11 protein-coding genes, 2 rRNA genes and 1 pseudogene are annotated in these 19286 nt (G+C 68.7%); 7 read left to right on the forward strand and 7 right to left on the reverse strand.

From position 1 onward, the window contains the following. Both DMB66_RS36220 and rrf read left to right on the forward strand, forming a co-directional pair. Positions 1–3014: ribosomal RNA gene (locus DMB66_RS36220) — 23S ribosomal RNA — on the forward strand; the annotation flags it as partial. Positions 3015–3100: 86 nt separating this feature from the next. Then, positions 3101–3217, forward strand: a 5S ribosomal RNA gene (gene rrf / locus DMB66_RS36225). Between the two features lie 189 nt (positions 3218–3406). On the opposite strand, the gene DMB66_RS36230 is transcribed toward rrf, so the two are convergent. From DMB66_RS36230 to DMB66_RS36240, 3 genes are read right to left on the reverse strand one after another with little or no spacing between them, the layout of a single operon-like run. Then, a complete protein-coding gene (locus DMB66_RS36230; RefSeq protein WP_125808641.1) occupies positions 3407–4828 on the reverse strand; it encodes an FAD-binding oxidoreductase in 1422 nt (473 codons plus the stop codon). Continuing rightward, the gene (locus DMB66_RS36235) at positions 4825–5634 is read right to left on the reverse strand and encodes an alpha/beta fold hydrolase (protein WP_125808642.1); all 810 of its coding nucleotides are present in this window, start codon (positions 5632–5634) and stop codon (positions 4825–4827) included. Before DMB66_RS36235 ends, DMB66_RS36230 begins: the two co-directional genes overlap by 4 nt. Before the next feature lie 20 nt (positions 5635–5654). Then, positions 5655–7445 (reverse strand): LamG-like jellyroll fold domain-containing protein, encoded by a 1791-nt coding sequence (locus DMB66_RS36240; protein WP_199752828.1) that lies wholly within the window; start codon positions 7443–7445, stop codon positions 5655–5657. Between the two features lie 105 nt (positions 7446–7550). Between DMB66_RS36240 and DMB66_RS64340 the strand changes: the two are divergent. Together DMB66_RS64340 and DMB66_RS64345 are read left to right on the forward strand one after the other, a co-directional pair. After that, positions 7551–7817 (forward strand): annotated as a pseudogene (locus DMB66_RS64340) (glycosyltransferase); the annotation flags it as partial. Positions 7818–7872: 55 nt separating this feature from the next. Next, the gene (locus tag DMB66_RS64345) at positions 7873–8478 is read left to right on the forward strand and encodes a glycosyltransferase (RefSeq protein WP_233625088.1); all 606 of its coding nucleotides are present in this window, start codon (positions 7873–7875) and stop codon (positions 8476–8478) included. Here the strand turns inward: DMB66_RS64345 and DMB66_RS36250 are convergent. Then, the gene (locus DMB66_RS36250; RefSeq protein ID WP_125808644.1) at positions 8441–9628 is read right to left on the reverse strand and encodes a phytase; all 1188 of its coding nucleotides are present in this window, start codon (positions 9626–9628) and stop codon (positions 8441–8443) included. The genes DMB66_RS64345 and DMB66_RS36250 overlap by 38 nt on opposite strands. Before the next feature lie 97 nt (positions 9629–9725). On the opposite strand from DMB66_RS36250, the gene DMB66_RS36255 reads away from it, so the two are divergent. Next, the gene (locus DMB66_RS36255) at positions 9726–10316 is read left to right on the forward strand and encodes a TetR/AcrR family transcriptional regulator (RefSeq protein WP_125808645.1); all 591 of its coding nucleotides are present in this window, start codon (positions 9726–9728) and stop codon (positions 10314–10316) included. On the opposite strand, the gene DMB66_RS36260 is transcribed toward DMB66_RS36255, so the two are convergent. Together DMB66_RS36260 and DMB66_RS36265 are read right to left on the reverse strand one after the other, a co-directional pair. Next, positions 10313–11413, reverse strand: a complete 1101-nt coding sequence (locus tag DMB66_RS36260; RefSeq protein WP_125808646.1) for a Gfo/Idh/MocA family protein — start codon at positions 11411–11413, stop codon at positions 10313–10315. The genes DMB66_RS36255 and DMB66_RS36260 overlap by 4 nt on opposite strands. Then, positions 11410–12186, reverse strand: a complete 777-nt coding sequence (locus DMB66_RS36265; protein WP_125808647.1) for a sugar phosphate isomerase/epimerase — start codon at positions 12184–12186, stop codon at positions 11410–11412. The genes DMB66_RS36260 and DMB66_RS36265 overlap by 4 nt, the downstream gene beginning before the upstream one ends. Before the next feature lie 411 nt (positions 12187–12597). Here DMB66_RS36265 and DMB66_RS36270 point away from each other — a divergent pair, with 411 nt between their 5' ends. Next, complete coding sequence (locus DMB66_RS36270; RefSeq protein WP_125808648.1) at positions 12598–13089, forward strand: hypothetical protein; 492 nt, start codon at positions 12598–12600, stop codon at positions 13087–13089. Positions 13090–13179: 90 nt separating this feature from the next. Here DMB66_RS36270 and DMB66_RS36275 read toward each other — a convergent pair whose 3' ends face one another. Further along, positions 13180–17946: an ExeM/NucH family extracellular endonuclease gene (locus DMB66_RS36275; protein WP_233625089.1), complete on the reverse strand. Its 4767-nt coding sequence runs from the start codon at positions 17944–17946 to the stop codon at positions 13180–13182. A gap of 784 nt (positions 17947–18730) precedes the next feature. On the opposite strand from DMB66_RS36275, the gene DMB66_RS36280 reads away from it, so the two are divergent. After that, a partial coding sequence (locus tag DMB66_RS36280) for an RICIN domain-containing protein (RefSeq protein WP_158647487.1) occupies positions 18731–19286 on the forward strand: 556 nt, incomplete at its 3' end.

Below are 19286 nucleotides of genomic sequence, written 5' to 3' on the forward strand. Positions count from 1 at the left end.
GATCCCAGGGTGTCCGAATGGGGAAACCTGACATCAGTCATGTGGTGTCACCTGCATCTGAATTCATAGGGTGTATGGGGGGAACGCGGGGAAGTGAAACATCTCAGTACCCGTAGGAAGAGAAAACAACAGTGATTCCGTGAGTAGTGGCGAGCGAAAGCGGATCTAGCCTAAACTTGTGGCGTTTGATACCTGTCAGGGGTTACGTCATGGGGGTTGTGGGACCCACTTATCATATCTGACAGTGTGGTGAGGAGTTATAAAGTTGCATGTTAGTCGAACGACGTGGGAAAGTCGGCCGTAGACGGTGAGAGCCCGGTAGACGAAAATGTGTGACCTCCTTGTGGTGTTCCCGAGTAGCGGCGGACTCCTGTAATCTGCCGTGAATCTGCCAGGACCACCTGGTAAGGCTGAATACTTCCTGGTGACCGATAGCGGACAAGTACCGTGAGGGAATGGTGAAAAGTACCCCGGGAGGGGAGTGAAATAGTACCTGAAACCGTTCGCCTACAATCCGTCAGAGCCTCCTTGTTGGGGTGATGGCGTGCCTTTTGAAGAATGAGCCTGCGAGTTAGTGGCATGTGGCGAGGTTAACCCGTGTGGGGTAGCCGTAGCGAAAGCGAGTCTGAAGAGGGCGTCTTTAGTCGCATGTTCTAGACCCGAAGCGGAGTGATCTAGCCATGGGCAGGTTGAAGCGTGGGTAAGACTGCGTGGAGGACCGAACCCACCAACGTTGAAAAGTTGGGGGATGACCTGTGGTTAGGGGTGAAAGGCCAATCAAACTCCGTGATAGCTGGTTCTCCCCGAAATGCATTTAGGTGCAGCGTCGCGTGTTTCTTGCCGGAGGTAGAGCACTGGATGGTCTAGGGGGCCTACAAGCTTACCGAAATCAGCCAAACTCCGAATGCCGGTAAGTGAGAGCGCGGCAGTGAGACTGCGGGGGATAAGCTTCGTAGTCGAGAGGGAAACAGCCCAGATCACCAGCTAAGGCCCCTAAGCGTGTGCTAAGTGGAAAAGGATGTGGGATCGCTTAGACAACCAGGAGGTTGGCTTAGAAGCAGCCATCCTTTAAAGAGTGCGTAATAGCTCACTGGTCAAGTGGTTCCGCGCCGACAATGTAGCGGGGCTCAAGCACACCGCCGAAGCTGTGGGACTCACATAATAACCCCGTTGGCCGGTTTACCGGTTGATGCAGGTGTGTGGGTCGGTAGGGGAGCGTCGTGCTACCGGTGAAGCGGCAGGGTGACCTAGCCGTGGAGGTTGCACGAGTGAGAATGCAGGCATGAGTAGCGAATGAAGGGTGAGAAACCCTTCCGCCGGATGACCAAGGGTTCCAGGGCCAGGCTAATCCGCCCTGGGTGAGTCGGGGCCTAAGGCGAGGCCGAGAGGCGTAGTCGATGGATAACGGGTTGATATTCCCGTACCCGCGAAGGAGCGCCCAAGACGAACCTTACTATGCTAACCACGCGAAGTGCCGGCGGTCTTCGGACCAAGGGTGTGGAGTCTGGGATCCTGGTGGGTAGTAGTTTAGCGATGGGGTGACGCAGGAAGGTAGCTGATCCCGGCCGGTGGTTGTGCCGGGGTAAGCGTGTAGGCCGTGCCATAGGCAAATCCGTGGCGCATATAGGCTGAGACGTGATGCCGAGCCGATTCAGGTGAAGTCAGTGATCCTATGCTGCCGAGAAAAGCCTCTAGCGATGTTCCGAGCGGCCCGTACCCCAAACCGACACAGGTGGTCAGGTAGAGAATACCGAGGCGACGGGCGAACTGTGGTTAAGGAACTCGGCAAATTGCCCCCGTAACTTAGGGAGAAGGGGGGCCGGACGCGTGAAGCCCCTTGCGGGTGGAGCGTGGTATGGCCGCAGAGAGCAGGGGGAAGCGACTGTTTACTAAAAACACAGGTCCATGCCAAGTCGTAAGACGATGTATATGGACTGACGCCTGCCCGGTGCTGGAACGTTAAGGGGACCTGTTAGCCCGTAAGGGCGAGGCGGAGAACTTAAGCGCCAGTAAACGGCGGTGGTAACTATAACCATCCTAAGGTAGCGAAATTCCTTGTCGGGTAAGTTCCGACCTGCACGAATGGCGTAACGACTTCCCCACTGTCTCAACCACAGGCCCGGCGAAATTGCAGTACGAGTAAAGATGCTCGTTACGCGCGGCAGGACGGAAAGACCCCGGGACCTTTACTATAGCTTGACATTGGTATCCGAATGTAATTGTGTAGGATAGGTGGGAGCCGGTGAAGCTCGGACGCCAGTTCGGGTGGAGGCAATCTTGAAATACCACTCTGTTGGATTTGGGTATCTAACTTGCGGCCCTGATCGGGTCGAGGGACAGTGTCTGGTGGGTAGTTTAACTGGGGCGGTTGCCTCCTAAAAGGTAACGGAGGCGCCCAAAGGTTCCCTCAGCCTGGTTGGCAATCAGGTGTTGAGTGTAAGTACACAAGGGAGCTTGACTGTGAGACTGACAGGTCGAGCAGGGACGAAAGTCGGGACTAGTGATCCGGCACTTGCGTGTGGAAGCGGTGTCGCTCAACGGATAAAAGGTACCCCGGGGATAACAGGCTGATCTTCCCCAAGAGTCCATATCGACGGGATGGTTTGGCACCTCGATGTCGGCTCGTCGCATCCTGGGGCTGTAGCAGGTCCCAAGGGTTGGGCTGTTCGCCCATTAAAGCGGTACGCGAGCTGGGTTTAGAACGTCGTGAGACAGTTCGGTCCCTATCCGCCGTGCGCGTTGGATACTTGAGAAGGGCTGTCCCTAGTACGAGAGGACCGGGACGGACGAACCTCTGGTGTGCCAGTTGTCCCGCCAGGGGCACGGCTGGTTGGCTACGTTCGGAAGGGATAACCGCTGAAAGCATCTAAGCGGGAAGCTCGCTTCGAGATGAGGTATCCCACCACCTTTGAGTGGGTAAGGCCCCCAGCTAGACTACTGGGTTGATAGGCCGGAGATGTAAGCCTAGTAATAGGTTCAGTCGACCGGTACTAATAGGCCGAGGGCTTAACTACCCTAAACTTTGTGCTACGCGTCCACTGTGTGATTCACAGCTTACAAACAACCGGTCATGGTGTTGTTTGTGATTGCTGGCAGCTGTTTCGGTGGTTATAGCGGAGGGGAAACGCCCGGTCTCATTCCGAACCCGGAAGCTAAGCCCTCCAGCGCCGATGGTACTGCACTCGGGAGGGTGTGGGAGAGTAGGACGCCGCCGGACTTAACGTCAGAGAAGGCCCACACCAGTGATGGTGTGGGCCTTCTCCTTTTATGGAGCTCGCCCACCGGTCGGGGGCGGGCTCCATTTGCATTTCCGGGCCGGCAGAGCCACCAAGGGCAAAAAGGCAAGGGGCGGAGTCTGCCGGCGGGACCGTGTGGCGACGGAGGCGGTGGGTATGGGCGTCGACGGTCAGTTGTCCGGGTCGCCGGTTACCTTGCCGGGGTTGAACAGGTCTTGCGGGTCCAGCGTCTGCTTCACCGCCTGCATCATCGCCAGCACCGCCGGCGCCAGTTCCTGCCGCATGCCGCGCCGCTTCAGCAGGCCCACGCCGTGCTCGCCGGTGACCGTGCCGTCCAGGGCGATGGCCGCCGCCAGGATCTCCTCGAATGCCGCCTCCGCGGCCTCCCGGGCCGCGTCGTCGCCCGGCTGCGTCCGGATCAGCGGGTGCAGGTTGCCGTCGCCCGCGTGGGCGACGGTCGCGATCGTGACGCCGTGTCGGGTTGCGATCTCCTCGATCGAGCCGAGCATCGCCGGCACGGCCGACCGGGGCACGCACACGTCCTCGGTCAGCACCGGACCCAGGCGTTCCATCGCCGGGTAGGCCAGCCGGCGCGCCGAGAACAGCGCCTCCGCCTCGAATTCGTTCGTTGACTGCTCGGCCCACTGTGCACCCGCGTCCCGGAAGACCTGGGCCAGGGCGTCCGCCTCGGCCTGGCCGGACTCTCCCGGTGTGTCGATCTGCGCGAGGAGCAGGGCCTCCGCGGTCGCAGACAGGCCCAGATGCTTCCACTCCTCGACCGCTTGCAGGCAGGCCCGGTCCATGAGCTCCAGGGCCGTCGGGAGCAGGCCCAGGCGGGTGGTCGCGGCCACCGCCTCGCCGGCGGCAACGATGCTGTCGAAAGCGCCCACGACGGTACGGGGCGCAGCGGCGCGAGCCGGGCGCAGGCGCAGCGTGACCTCGGTGACGACGCCGAGCGTGCCTTCGCTGCCGACGAACAGGCTGACCAGGTCGTAGCCGGCCACGCCCTTCGTGGTGCGGTGGCCGAGACGCACCGCCGTACCGTATGCGCCCGCCGGGCCGCCCACGACGGCCTGCAGGCCGAGCACGTAGTCCCTGGTCACGCCGTATTTCAGGCAGCAGAGGCCGCTGGCGTTCGTCGCGACGTTGCCGCCGATGGTCGACCAGGGCGCGCTGGCCGGGTCCGGGGGATACCAGAGGCGGTGCTTGGCGACCGCCGCCTTCAGGTCGTCGTTGACGACGCCGGGCTGGACCACCGCGATCATGTTGTCCGGGTCGATCTCCAGGATCTTGTTCATCCGGGACAGGTCCAGGATCAGGCAGCCGTCGACCGCGTTGGCCCCGCCTGACTGCCCGGTGCCCGCCCCGCGGGGGACCACCGGGATGCCGCGGGCGGCGCAGGCCGCGACGATCGCGCTCACCTCGGCCGTGGTCCGGGCGCGGACCGCGGCGACCGGCCTGCCCGCGGCTGCCCACTCGGCGTCGTCGTGGCTCAGCGAGGCGAGCACGTCCGGGTCGACGATCAGGTCGAGGCCCGGCAGGTCCGCCGCGAGCGAAAGGCCCGGCAGGTTCGCCGCGAGCGAATCCGTCATGCCAGGCCGGCCAGGAACTTCAGCAGGGCCTCGTTCATCAGGTCGGGTTGGTCGATGTTCACCGGGTGCCCACTATCGTCGATGATCAGCGCAGCCGCCCGGGAGTTGGTGGCCGCCGCGGCGGTCGCGTGCTCGCTCGGCCACAGCTGGCTGTCGCGGCCCGCGATGAACAGGCTCGGCACCGCGAGCCGGGCGACCACGTCACGCCAGTCCTGCTCCGCGTGGTCCTGCAGCAGCGGCCAGGTCTCCGGGGCCCGGGCGTCGCTCATCCGCGGCACCCGGCCGAGCGCCTCGATCAGCCGGCCGATCCGCTGGACCGACTCGGCGACCGGCATGCCGCGCCCGGTGTCCGGGACGCCGTCCTCGAAGAACGTGCCGAGGTTGTCGCGGGTCAGGCCGTAGCAGCCGAACCGCCAGACCTCGTCGTTGACCATTTTCGGGGTCTGATCGACCGTGACGACGCCGCGCAGCCGGTCGGCGCCGAACAGGTCGTAGTAGGCCCAGATCGCGCTGGCGCCCATCGACCCGCCGACCAGGACCACCTGGCCGAGGCCGGCGGCGTCGAGGAAGTCGTGGATGTCCTTGCCGTGCCGGGCCATCCGCTGGCCGTACGCGGGACTCTCCGAACTGCCGTGCGAGCGCCGGTCGAAGCCGAGCACCCGGTAGCCGGCGTCGCGCAGCGCCCGGCGTTGCAACTCCCACGTCTCGGCCGAGGCGGTGAAGCCGGCGATGAGCACCACGGGCAGCCCACCGCCCTCGTCGGTGTAGTGCAGGGTGACCCCGTCGCTGGTGACGATCGTCGACATGTCTCGACCCTACGACGGCGTCACCCCAGGCGCTGGAGGAACTGCCGTGGGGTCAGCGCCCGGGCGGTGACCCGGACGTCGCCGAGCCAGCCGTAGAAGCCCTGGTCGTACCGCAGGTCGAAGGAGGTCGCGCCGATCACGAAGGGGCGGCCCAGGGTGGCGATGCCGTGCGACGCCTCGCGCGGGTTGCGGGCGATCTTCGAGCCGTCGACCCAGAGGGTCGTCCGGCGGCCGTCGTTCACCACCGCCACGTGCGTCCACCGGCCCACCGGCAGGGCGTGGCTCCACGACGTCGGGTCGGCGTCGCGGTCGGCCGGGTAGACGACGTACTGCAGGAAGCGCTCCGGCGACAGGTTCAGGCTGCACGTCGGCTCGAGCGGTGACCAGCCGCTGTGCTTGCCGGCGTCGCCGCTGCGGCCCTCCCAGCTCAGGATGCCCATCCAGGCGTGGTCGCCGACGAACGGGTCCGGCAGCTTCAGGAACACCTCGATGGTGTAGCCGCCCTCGAACGTCATGCCGTTCAGCGCGGCGTTCGGGGCGGTGTGCAGGATCGCGCCGCGGTCCGGGCCCTTGCCGCCGTCGAAGCGCAGGCTGGCGTGGGCGGGCTGGCCGGGGTGGTGCTCGGTGGAGACCGTCAGGATGTCCGGGCCGCTGTTCGCCAGCCGCCGTACGGTGAGGTCGTTGCCCTTGCCGGTCAGGTCCCGCACCGTGGCGCCGTCGGCGACCGATTGCCCGGCGCCGTCGAAGCGCCAGTAGGCGGCGGTGTGCCGGTCGACGACCGCCGCGGCCGGCCGGGGCGCGGGCAGCGCCGGCGGGTCGAAGCCCGCGAACCGGCCCGCGAAGTCGATCTCCAGGCTGAACCGGTCGGCCGGACCGGTGAGCTCGATGGTCTCCGCTTCCAGCGGGGTGCGCGCCGCCGGCCGCTTGGCGAGGAACCACGGCGCGAAGGTTTCGACGTCGATGGTGCCGCGCGCGAGGTCGAACGTGTACGTCCGGATCATCCCCGCGCCGCCGTAGTAGCGGTCCTGGTAGTTGGTGATGTGCACGTGAACGTCGTGTCCGGCGTCGTTGCGCAGCACCGTGCGCCCGGGCGGCCAGTAGTGCCCGTTCAGGGTCAGGAAGATCTGGTCGTTGCGCTTGATCAGGCGGTCCCACAGGCGCTGGCCGTTGCCGGACAGGGCGGCGACCCCCGCGTCATCGGCGTAGGCCAGGTCGTGGGTCGTGACGATCGCCGGCACGCGCGGGTGCTTGTCCAGGATGGCCTGGGCCCAGGCGAGCCCGCGGTCGGAGACGCGCCAGTCCAGGGCGAGCACCAGCCACCGCCGGCCGCCGGCGGCAAGCAGGTGAGCGCTGTTGTAGCCGTCGGCGGACGCGCCCGCGAAGGTCGGCATCTCGGTGAACCGGTGCGGCCCGAAGGCCTTCAGGTAGGCGGAGTCGCCACGCTGGTCGTCCGTCGAGGACGGCACGTCATGGTTGCCGGCCAGCACGCTGTATGGCAGCCGCCCGTCCAGCCGCCGGAAGCAGCCCCCGGCGAGCCCGATCTCCTCGGCCGTACCGTGCTCGGTGACGTCGCCGAGGTGGGTCATGAAGACCACGTCCCGCTCGTCCAGCAGGTAGCGGAACGTCTCACGCAGCGGCGCGGGATCCGCGCTGTCGGCGTCGAAGAGGTATTGGGTGTCCGGCAGCACGGCGAGCGCGAAGCGCTGCCCGGAGCCGCGCTCCACGTGCTCCGTAGCCTGGGCGGCCGTCCCGGTCAGCAGGGGCACGGCGGGCGCGGCCGCAGCCGCGCGCAGCAAGTTCCGTCGATCCACAGCGCTCACTGTGGCCGAAGTCGTGGCAACGGCCGACGTCGCCGAGGAGAAGTACGGGCGAACAGCGCTCTTGTCGTCCACCGTTCCCGCGCCGGTCACGACGTCGTGGCCGGCCGGACCGGGAGCGCCGCCCAGACGCTGGCCCGGATCCGCCCGGATCATCTGGAGGTCTCCGACCGGACCACCCTGCGCTGGACCGGCAGGTGGGCGCGGCAGCACGGCGTGCCGTCGACGATGGTCTCGCACGAGAGCCTGGACGGGCTGCTGCGGCTCTTCGGCGGCGGGCGCGGGCGGTGGCTGGCCGACCGGCTCAACGCGCGCACGGTTACCGGCTTCGACCGGATCATCTGCACCACCGGCTGGGCGGCGGCCGAGTTCGAGCGGCTCGGGGTGCGCGGCGTGGACCGCGTACCCCTCGGTGTGGATCTTGATTTGTTCTCGCCGGCCCGGCACGATTCGGCGCTGCGGCGCCGATGGGCGGCGCCGATGGGCGGCGCCGGGCGACGCGCTGCTGGCGCATTGCGGCCGGTTGTCGGCGGAGAAGCGGCCGGGGCGCTCGCTCGCGGCGCTGGCCGAGGTGTGCGCGGCCGGCGTGCCCGCGGTGCTGGTCGTCGCCGGCGGTGGGCCGCTGCGGCCCGCCCTGCAGGCCGAGGCCGCCGAGCGCGGGCTGCCGGTGCGCTTCGTCGGTCACCTGCGCGACCGCGCCGAGTTGGCCGCGCTGCTCGCGACGGCGGACGTCGCGCTGGCGCCCGGTCCGATCGAGACGTTCGGCCTGGGCGCGCTCGAGGCACTGGCCAGCGGTACGCCGGTGGTGGTCAGTGCCTCGAGCGCGCTGCCGGAGGTGATCGGGACGGCCGGTCTGGCCGCCCGGTCGGACGCGTCCTACGGTGCCGCGGTCCGCGCCCTGCTCGACCGCCCGGATCGCCGGGCCGCCGCCCGGGCGCGGGCCGAACTGTTTCCCTGGTCGGCGTCGGTGGCCGGCTTCCTGGCGATCATCACCGCAGGCCGAGCGCACGCCAGTCGACGAACTTGAAACCGGTGCTGACGCGGCCGCCGTCGGGGGTGTTCTCCCCGTCGTGCAGGACCAGCAGGCCCTTCGGGTAGCCGGGCAGCCGGGCCGGCGTGGCGGCGGCGCCGTCGGAATGCTGGACGCCGTCCGCGGCCGGGCCGTCGACCACCGCGAAGCTGCTCAGCGGGCGGTTGGTGCGGCGGTCGTAGACGAAGAACCGGCTGTCACCCTGGCTGGAGACCAGCAGGTAGTCCTCGTAGAGCGTCGCGCCCTCGACGTCGGCGTGGATGCGTCCGCCGTAGCCGGGGTCGTGCTCGGTGTCGAGCGTGCAGTCCGCGCTGAACGGGACGCCGTATTCCGCGACGCGTTCGACGATCGACCGGCGCTTGGTCCGCAGGTCGATCCGCCACAGGCCGACGTCCTCCTGGCTGGCGTAGAGCACGTTCGCCCGGGTGTCGATCACCATGCCCTCGACCTGCGGGTCCTCGCCCGGGTCGCCGCACGGCTGCCAGGTCGTCCCGTTCGGCAGCCGGAAGCTCTTCGGCAGGTCCAGCGTCTCGCGTCGGGTGTAGGTGACCTTGCCGCCGCTCGCCCGGAGCCGGAAGAACCCGAGCCGGGTGGTGTGCCGGCGGCTGACCACGGCCAGGTCGCCGTGCGTCGCCAGGCCGTAGCCGGTGGCCTGCTGCTCGACCTCGGCCTGGTCGGCGGAGAAGAGCAGCGGCGGGTCGGCGACGGTGACGTCTTCGAGCCGGCTGGTGGCCGGGTTGATCCGGTAGAAGCGGAGCTGGTCGCGGCCGCGGTCGGTGACCACGGCGAGGTCGGTGGTCAGCTTGCCGAGGCGGAAGCCGGTGACGATGTCCACATTGTTGAATCGGCCGTCGGCCGGAGTGGCGATCGCCTGGACCTCGCGGCCGGCCAGATCGTAGACGCGCAGGCCGCCGTTCTTGGCGGTGCCGATCACCCGGCTCCGTGCCCTGTCCCGCGGGTTGACCCAGATGGCGGGGTCGTCGGCATCGGCGTCGCCGCCGGCCTCGTCGTCGAAGAGCGCGGGCGTCTCGGCGCGGGCGGTGACCAGCCGGTCGCCCGGCTGCTTTCCGGCGGCCTGGGCGGGACCGGCGGCGACCGGCAGGGCCACGGTGGTGGCGGCCAGGATCATGGCAAGGGTACGGCGCATGTGCAGGGAGACTGCTCGGCGGTGATGGCCGTACGGTGGCGAGTGGTGGCCGTGGTGATGAACGGTCGGTGTGTCCGTCATGCGGCATGATTACCAGGTGACCGGGGGCTATCTCAAGGGCCGGATCCGTCGCGAGGACATCATCACGACGGCGGTCGCCGTGTACGCGGAAGCCGGCTACCACGGCTCGTCCCTGCGCGAGATCGCCCGCCGCGTCGGCATCACCCACGCCGGCCTGCTGTACTACTTCCCGACCAAGGAGTCCCTGCTCACGGCGGTGCTGGAGCGCCGGGACGCCGAGGACGACGAGCGTGAGCGGCTGTCTGTCCCGCCCGGCCGCGAGGCGCTGGCCCACCTGGTCGCGCTCGCCGAGCACAACGTGCGCCACCCCGGCATCGTCGACGTCTACGCCCGGCTGGCCGCCGAAGCAGTCGCGGCGGACCATCCCGCCCACGACTACTTCGAACGGCACTACCGGCTGGCCCGCGCGTACGCGGTCGACTCGTTCCGCGTGCTGGCCGCGCGGGGCGAACTCCGCGCCGGCGTCGACCCCGAGCTCGCGGGCCTGAACTTGGTCGCGGTGATGGACGGCCTGCAGGTGCAGTGGCTCTCCAACGGCAGCGTGGTGGACCTGGTCGGCGCGCTGCGTTTCTACCTGCAGGACCTGCTGACCATCCCGCTGGACTAGACAGAACGGGCGTAGGGATCCCAGTCGGCCGGCAGGGTGGGTGGCGCCTCGGCGGCGCTCTGCACGACCACCGGTCGCTGGTCGCTGATGGACTCCTCCATGGACTGCATGGCGTCGAGCACGTGGTAGGCGAGCGCTCCCGAGGCCCGTTCCGGCACCCCGGACCGGATCGCCCGGGCCAGCTCAAGGACGCCGGTGCCGCGCGAGGCCGGGTGACCCTGCGCGGCCAGTTCCCGCGGGTCGCCGCCGGCGAGCGGATGCAGCAGCGTCGGGCCGTCGAAACGGTTCGGATCCGGGAGTACGGCGGTGCCGAGGGTGCCGGCGATCTCGAGGGTGGTCCGGGGCAGTGCCGAGTCGAAGGTCAGCACCACCTGCGCGGAGCCGCCCCGGGCGAACTCCAGCAGCGCCGTCACGGTGGTGGGCACGGTGACCGGGAACTCCGTACCGGCTCGCGGACCGGAGCCGATCACCCGGGTCTCGCGGGCCCGGCCGCCGGTGGCGGTGACCCGGCGGATCGGGCCCAGCAGGTGCACCAGCGCGGTCAGGTAGTACGGGCCCATGTCCAGCAGCGGACCCCCGCCGGACTGGAACAGGAACTCCGGGGCGGGATGCCAGCTCTCCGGGCCGGGCGACTGGAACAAGGCCAGGGCCGTCCGCGGCTCGCCGATCAAGCTGGCGTCGATCGCCCGCCGCGCGGTCTGCAGCCCCGCACCGAGCACCGTGTCCGGCGCGCTGGCCACCCTGAGGTCCAGCTCGTGGGCCCGATCGAGGAGCTTGCGGGCGGACGGGCGATCGAGCGCGAGGGGCTTCTCCGCCCAGACGTGCTTGCCGGCTTCGAGCGCGGCCAGGCCGACGTCGACGTGGGCGGCCGGGATGGTCAGGTTGACGACGAGCTCGACGGCCGGGTCGGCGAGCAGCTCGCGGGCGGTGCCCGCGGCGGGGACGCCGTGCCGGGCCGCCTGCGCGGCGGCCCGGTCGGTGTCCAGGTCGGCGACCATGCGGACGTCGAGGTCGGGAAAGCTGGTGAGGTTCCGCAGGTACGTCTCGCTGATGGTGCCCGCCCCGATGACGCCGACGCGAACCGGTCCGGCGCTCACCGCGTGGTTCCGTTCGGCTGCTCGCTGCGCCGCAGGAACGCGAGGCTGGCCGCGAGGCCGGTGAAGATGTCCCCGTCGTAGTGGTCGAACTCGACGACGCGCAGGGCCGCCGGCGCGGCGGCGAGGATGTCCGCGACGGGAACCCGGCCCTGGCCGGCGGGGACCTGGCCGGAGCCGTCGGTGGCGAGGCTGCCGTCCTTGACGTGGATCGCGCGCACCCGGTCGCCGAGCCGGCGCAGCAGGGCGGGCGTGTCCGCGCCGCCGGCCGTGGCCCAGTAGGTGTCCACCTCCAGCACCACGGCGGGGTCGAGCTGCTCGGCGAGGACCTCGAGGGCCGTCCGGTCGCCGATCCGGGACTCCAGCTCCCAGAAGTGGTTGTGGTAGCCGACGGTGACGCCGTGCCCGGCGGCCACCTTCGCCGCGTCGTTGAGCGCGACCGCGGTGGCGGCGATGTCGGCGGGATCCTGCCAGCGGGCCGGCTCCACCATGGGATCGATGACGACGCCGATGCCGAGCTCGGCGGCCGCGGCGAACACGGCGTGCTGGTCGACGCCTTGGTCCTGGTCGTGCGGCCGGCCGAGAAGCTGGGCGTGCGCGGTCGGCGCGGTCAGGCCGTTGGCCTTGAGGGCGGTGCGCAGGACGGCGAGGTTCTCCAGCACGCCGTACGGCTCGACCTGGGTGAAGCCGAGCCCGGCGAGCCGGGTGAGTGCGCCGGCGGGGTCGTCGGCGAAGGCGTCTCGGACTGAGTAGAGCTGGACGGAAAGCTTGCTCATCGCTACCTCCAAGCGGTCTTCATCTTTTCTACCAGTTGGTTAAAATCGGCACCAGAGAGCGCTCTCTTGATCATCGAATCGGCACCCTTCACCGCCGCGACGCACCGCAGGTCAGGCGCCTATTTCCGGCGCTATTCCGGCCGGAATTGGTGCTGAATGGGCGCGGCGCCAATGGGGGCAGAACCGGTACTAATGGGCTGAAAGTATGAGCCTGGATGGCCACTGGTTGAGCGCTCATCAGCCGTTCGGAGGATTAGCGGATCTCGGAAACCATTTTCGGGTTTCCGGCCTCCTACGCATACGACACGGAATATCACCTAATCGGGTTAAAGTCCACGTAGGTCCACAATTCAGGCACTCGATCATGATTTCGTGGATCTAGCAATAAACCAGCCGAGAAAAGGTGGTTCCATGAGTAAGGCAACACGAATGCTGGCCATGGCCGGAATGGCGCTGGTCGCCGGTGCGACGTTCAGCGCAGCTCCCGCGGCGGCGTCGACGTCGACCGCCCAGGGAACCACGGCCGCCAAGCAGAGCACCCAGCAGCAGGCCGACGCCGACCGCAGCCGCGACTGGGTCGTCGGCTACTACCGCACCCGCCGCGAGTGCGAGCGAGTCGGCTGGATCGGTGAGCGCTTCAACCGCTGGGACGACCACGAGTGCGAGCGCGTGCGTCGTGGCTTCCGGATCTTCTGGCGCCTCGAGGTCGAGCAGGACTGGCACGGCGGCGGCCACGGCGGCCACGGCCACGGTGGCCCCGGCGGCCACGGCCACGGCGGCCCCGGCGGCCACGGTGGCCCCGGCGGTCACGGTGGCCCCGGCGGTCACGGTGGCCCCGGCGGACCGGGCCACGGCGGCCCCGGCGGTCCCGGCCACGGCGGTCCCGGCGGACCGCGTCGCTGACGCCTAGCCTCATCTGACCTGCTTGTTCAGCACGGAAACGGCGGAAGGCCCGCACCTGATCGGTGCGGGCCTTCCGTTTTTGGTGCGGCGTTACTTGGTGATCTTCTTGGTGTAGCTCTTGCCGGTGGACGTGTTACCGACCTTGTCGGAGCCCCAGTAGGTGACCGTCAGGGTGCCCTTCTTGACGCCCTTGAGGCCGAGACTCCAGGCGCCCTTGGCGCTCGGCGTCACGGTGATCACCGCGGCCTTGGCCGAGGCCTTGCTCTTCGACGTGGTCTTCACCCAGGTGCGGCCGGTGTAGTAGTACCACTTGCCGCTGCGCTGCTCGATCAGCTTCACCCGGACCCGGGCCACCCCGACGCCCTTGTCGGTCGCCGTCCCGGTGATCTTCGACCAGGAGGACGCCTTGGTGGCGTTCTTCGGCACGTTGAAGGTCACGACCGGCTTGTAGGTGTCCTTGGTGACCTTGACCGAGCCGACGGTGACCGGCGTGCCGGCACCGGCCTTGCTGAACGGCGTGACCTTGACCGTGAACGTCCCGGCCTTGGGGTAGACGTGCGCGGCGCTGGTGACGTTCGACGACATCGTCGAGATCGCCCCGTCGCCCCAGGCCACCGACACCTTGTCGGCGCTGCCCACTCCGCTCAGGCTGAGCTTGACGGACTGGCTGGCCCAGATCGACTTCGTGTTGAGCGCGTACCGGCCCGGCTGGGCCGTCACGTCCACCTTGGACGCCCCAGTGAACCCGGCCGCCGCGGTGTTGCCCGCCTCGTCGGTCAGCGCCACCGAGACCTGGTAGCTACCCACCTTCTGGTACGTGTGGGTGGCGGTGGTCGCACCGGCCGCCAGGGTCTGCGGCGCGCTGCCGTCGCCCCAGGTGATGACCCGGCCGATCGCCGCCGCCGCACTCACGTCGTCGGCAAGCGCGGTCTGGGTCAGCTTCACCGTCTGGCCCGGCCAGATCGCCGTGGCGTCGAGGGTGAAGGTGCCGGTCGGCGCGGTGCCGTCCAGGACGCCGACCGTGGACCGCGGCTGCGGGTCCGCGGTGACCGGGGTGTGTCCGACGAAGTAGTTGACCAGCATGGTCAGGTCGTTGTCGCCGGTCGTCTTGCGGTCGGTGCCCTTGCCCAGGGTGACGAAGTTGTCCCCGCCGGCGGCGAGGAACGAGTTCGTCGTGACCCGGTAGGTGCCCGTCGGGCTCAGCGTGACCCCGTTGAGCTTCAGCGACGAGGCGATGATCCGCTGGTTCCTGGGCTGCTTGTCGTCGTAGGAGTAGGTGAGCCCCTTCGACACACCCAGGTGCAACAGCGGGCGGGAAGCCCCGTCCGGCTGCCACTGCTCTTCCAGCGCCTGCTTGATCTGGGCGCCGGTGAGGGTCTGGGTCACGACGTCGTTCGAGAACGGCTGCACGGCGAACGCGTCCGCGTAGGTGACCGTGCCGTCGGTGCCGAACTTGAGGTCGGCGCGCAGGCCGCCCGGGTTCATCAGCGCGATCTGCGCTCCGCCGCGCCCGGCGTCCTTGGTCTGGTCCAGCTGGACGTCGGCGATGAAGTTGCCCATCGCCGACTCGACGCCGCGGTTCTCGGTGCCGTTGACGTAGCCCCGCAGGATCTCCGCGGTGATCTTGCCGAGCGGCTGCTTGCCGAGCTCCGCGGCCTTCGCCTTGGCGGTGGCCACGATGCCCGCGACCGCCGCGTTCGGCGTCGCCCCGACGACGGAGAGCAACTCAGCGGTGGACGAGGTGACCGAGCCGGTGGTCGGGTCGTAGGTGAGCACCGCCTTGCCGAGCTTTTCGCCATAGTCCTCCGCCTGGATGACCGGGCGGGTCTTGGTGGTGCCGGGGACCGGCACCTGGAAGGCGTACGGCTGGTGGGTGTGGCCGCTGAAGATGGCGTCGATCTCGGCGCTGACCTTGGTGAAGTCGCCGAAGACCGGGTCGGCCACCAGGTCCGCCACGGAGCCGATGTGCTCCGACGCGGCGCCCTCGTGCGCGAGCAGCACCAGCACGTCGGCCTCGCCGTTCGCCTCGTTGCCGTCCGAGAGCTCGGTGGCCAGCTTGTTCGCCTCGGCCACCGGGTCGCGGAACTGCACGCCGGCGATGCCATCCGGGCTGACCAGCGAGCCGGTCTGCTCGGTCACGACGCCGATGTAGCCGACCCGGACGCCGCCCAGGGTCTGCACCGTGTAGCCGGGCAGCACCCGCTTGTCGTCCTTGTAGACGTTCGCGGCCAGGAACGGGAAGTTGGCGCGGTCCTCGACCCGGCCCAGCAGGTCGGCGAGGCCCTTGTCGAACTCGTGGTTGCCGACCGCGGAGACGTTCAGGCCACCGGCGTTCAGCGCGTCGATGGTCGGGTTGTCCCCGTCGATCGCGGAGATGAACGTCGACGCCCCGATGTTGTCACCGGCGGAGACCCACGCGGTGTTCGGGTTCGCCGCCCGCAGCTGGTCGACCAGCCCGACGAGCTGCGCCGCGCCGCCGACGGCCTGGCCGTTGACGGTCGCCGGCGACTCCAGCCGCCCGTGGAAGTCGTTGATGCTGAGCAGCTGCAGGTCGACCGGCGGGGGAGGCCCGGTCTCCAGACCGATCACGACGGGGTCGTGGTCGCTGGCCCGGTACGGACCTGCGTCGTAGAACGGCGCGAAGCCGTCGTATTCGAAGGCGAACGACTCGACGGAGTTGATGTTCCAGATGTCGACACCGGTGACCCGCTTGGCGAGGGAGGCCGTGGCCAGCCCGTGGTCGAGCGATCCGGTCTCGCCGCCGAAGACGTACGAGTGCTTGCCCGGCGCGCCGGTGCTGTGCACGTCGGTGAGGCCCTTGGCGTACAGGGCCTGCATCGGGTCTTCCTGGGTGTAGGCGTTGAGGTCACCGAGCAGCAGCACCTGGTCGCTGCCGCTGTCGGTCTTCAGCCGGTCGACGAAGGCCGCCAGCGAGTTGGCCTGCCGGACCCGGTCACCGTTGTACGGGCCCTGCCCGTCGCCGCTGTCGACGTTGTCGCCGCTCGGCGGGGTCGAGGCGCTCTTGGACTTGAAGTGGTTCGCCACGACGGTGAAGGTGATGGTGCCCGAGGTGAACGCCTGCGCGATCGGCTCGCGGGCGTTGGACCACACCGACTCGTCGTTGATCGCCCGCGCGGCGCCCTTCGGCGTGACCTTGGCGGGCTTGAAGATGATCGCCGTGGTGATGAAGTCCTGCTGGGTCGCGGCGGGCAGTTCCGCCGGCGACCGCACGTAGTCCCAGGTGCCCTCGCCGTCGACCGCGTTCAGCGCGCCGACCAGCGTCTTGAGCGCCTGCTGCGGGTCCTCGGCGTTGAACCGGATGGAGTTTTCGATCTCCATCAGCGCGATCACGTCGGCGTCGAGCGCGGTGATCGCCGAGACGATCTTCGCCTGCTGCTTGGCCAGCGCCTCGGGGGTGGTGGCCCCACGGGCCTCGCCGCCGAAGTGCACGAAGTAGTTCAGGACGTTGAAGCTGGCCAGCCGGATGTCGCCACCGACGTTGACCGGAGCCGCGGTGCGCGGGTTGGTGTCCTTGAACGTCGTGCGCGACGCGGGCGGGGTGGCCGCGTCGACCGGGGTGGTCGGCTGCAGGCGCCACTCGCTGAAGCTGAAGCCGAGGACCGCCGGACCGAACGACTCGACCGTGTCACCGACCCGGACCGGGTCGTCCTTCGACAGGTACGGCGGCGCGAGGCCGGCCGCGGACAGGTTGGTCGTCTTGCCGTCGTCGAGCAGGATCCGGCCGAGCTTGTTCGCCGCCTTGACCTGCGCCGCCTCCGGGGTGCCGGGGCGGGCCACGTCGGTCGGCACGCGGGCCGGGGCGTTGCCGGCGGCGAGGATGATCTCGCCGAACCGGTTGGTGTTGTAGACGTCCGAGACCGAGTACGCCCCGACCGGGGCCACCAGCATCCCCTCGGCGGACTCGCGGGCCTCGTCGCCGAGCGGCAGGCTCAGCGGTACGGGCGCGGGCAGCGGCGCGCCGTGCGCGCAGATCTGCACGTCGGACTTCGCCGCGATGCTCAACTGGGTGACCGAGTTGAACTCGTTCGCCGTGCCGCTGACGCGCACCCGGTCACCGATGGCGACCGCCGGGGCGGTGCCGGTGGGCAGGAAGACGAAGACGGCGTCGGAGGCCGTGCCCGCGGCGACTGGGCGGTCCCCGCCGCTGCCGGCGGTCTGCACGTAGATGCCGTTGTAGCCACCGGTGCGGTGGTCGGCGGTCACGACGCCCTCGACGGTGACCCGGGTGCCGGCCAGGCCGGTGGCCGCGCCGGTGCCCTGCACCTCGGCGATCGTGTGGTCGACCGCGACGGTGCAGCCGAGCTCGGGATCCGGGTCCGGATCGGGGTCCGGGGCAACGGTGTTGAGCTTGCCGAAGCTGCTCGCGGCCGGGGCCCGCCAGGTGCCGTCGATCTTCTGCAGCGAGTCGGTGGCCGCTGTGCCGTCACCCTCGGCGACGCCGATGTCCACGCCGGAGGTGCCCAACGCGGGACCGCCGGTGGCGGCGAAGGTGCCCTCGTACGTCAGGAACTCGGTGACCGCGCCGGCCGCGTTCACCAGCGCCACACCGTCCGGTGCGCCGTTCTGGAGTCCGTTCGCCGGGTAGTTCTGCACGACCACGCCCGCGGCCGGCACCACCCCGCTCAGCGTCGTGGTCCCGTACGCGGCACCGCCGGTGCCGTTGTAGAGCACGATCTGCCAACCGGTCAGATCGAAGCCGACGGGGGCCTCGATCTCGATTGCCTCACCGCTGTCAGTGCCGGAATTGTCATAGTGAATTTCGCTGATGAATGGTTCGGTGGCCACTTCCGCGGCGCGAACCGGACCGGCGAAGCTCAGGCTGAGAGCGGTGGCCACGACGGCCGCACCGAGGGCGCGAAGCACAGTCGGGGATCGGAAAGCCGGTGGCACCGGCGTGCCCCACCCTGTCCCGGGCCGTTTGGCGACCCCGGCCGTGGGCATAGATCGACGCATTGAGTTTTATCCTTCCGAGGACCTTAGTGCGCCGCAGCGTAAGCAGTTCCAATGACGATCAACGCTCGTTCAGGTAACGAACAGGCATAGGGAAGCTGTTCGGTGTCGATAGATGGGCGAGATGCTGGTGAATGGGCGTTCTGGGAGCGGGCCGGAAAGTCTCGCCCCCGGCGGCGGTGCCGGCCACGCCGGCCCGGCCGGCTCATGGCTGGGCGCGGCATGATCGAAGCGGCCCCACCGTCCTGAATGGAGGTTGCGGGCGTGGTGACCCTGATGTCATAGTGTCCGCGCATGTGCGAAGCCATGTTCGTCGATGGCTTCGTGCGCTCACGGGGGAGAGACATGCGGCAGACCTGGCACGCGCGCGCTCGACGGACGCTGACCGCTCCGGCCGGCCGACGGCGCAGAACTCGGCAACCTCGGCTGCGCCTCGCCGGTGATTTCGGCCGCCGGCCTTGACTCGGTGGTCGCCGGGTCCGCGAACCGAACCGTGCCGCCCTCGCTGCGGCCGAATGCCCGCCGATAAAGCCGCCCTAGCTGCCGGCGACTCGGCCCGGGTCGGCCACCCGAATTCCTCGAGGAGTTGTTTGCCGCTGGCTGATAAACGACCTCTTTGAGTAACTTCCGGCTGCGGCGCCGGTACCTGGGCATTTCGATGGAGGCTGTTATGGGGGAAAAGACATCGCGGACCGCTGGTCGCCGGTCGGCGGTCGGCGCGGCAGCGACGGCGTTGATAGCTGGGTCGTTGATTGTGCCGGCTACTCAAGTGTCGGCGGCTCCGCGTCTGGACTTTGGAATCAGGGTGAAGGCCGCCTACACCGGACGATGTCTCACCTACGACCTACGTGCCGTGCCCGATGCGAATGACAATAGGCCGGTTACGCAGACCGACTGCGCTGGCGCTACGGAGCTCTCTCAAGGCCTGGCGGTTGTCCCGTTGAATGACGGTACGTACCATATCGGGCGGTTCAATCCCGCTACCCGGGTGATAGATGGCTGCGTCACCGTCAAGAACAATCTGATGACGGCCAACACTCCGATCGTGCATCATCCGTGCACCGCGGCGGGGACGAACGACCAGTGGCGATTCCGTTCGGTCCCCGGCAAGCCGACGTTTCGAATTGTGGCGGAGAGCAGCCGGCTGTGTCTGAGCATCGCTCCCGACAACACGCAGAACAACGCGCCGCTGATCCAAAAGACCTGCGGAACCTCGGCGACCGACC

This window comes from Actinoplanes sp. ATCC 53533 (genome assembly GCF_003947245.1).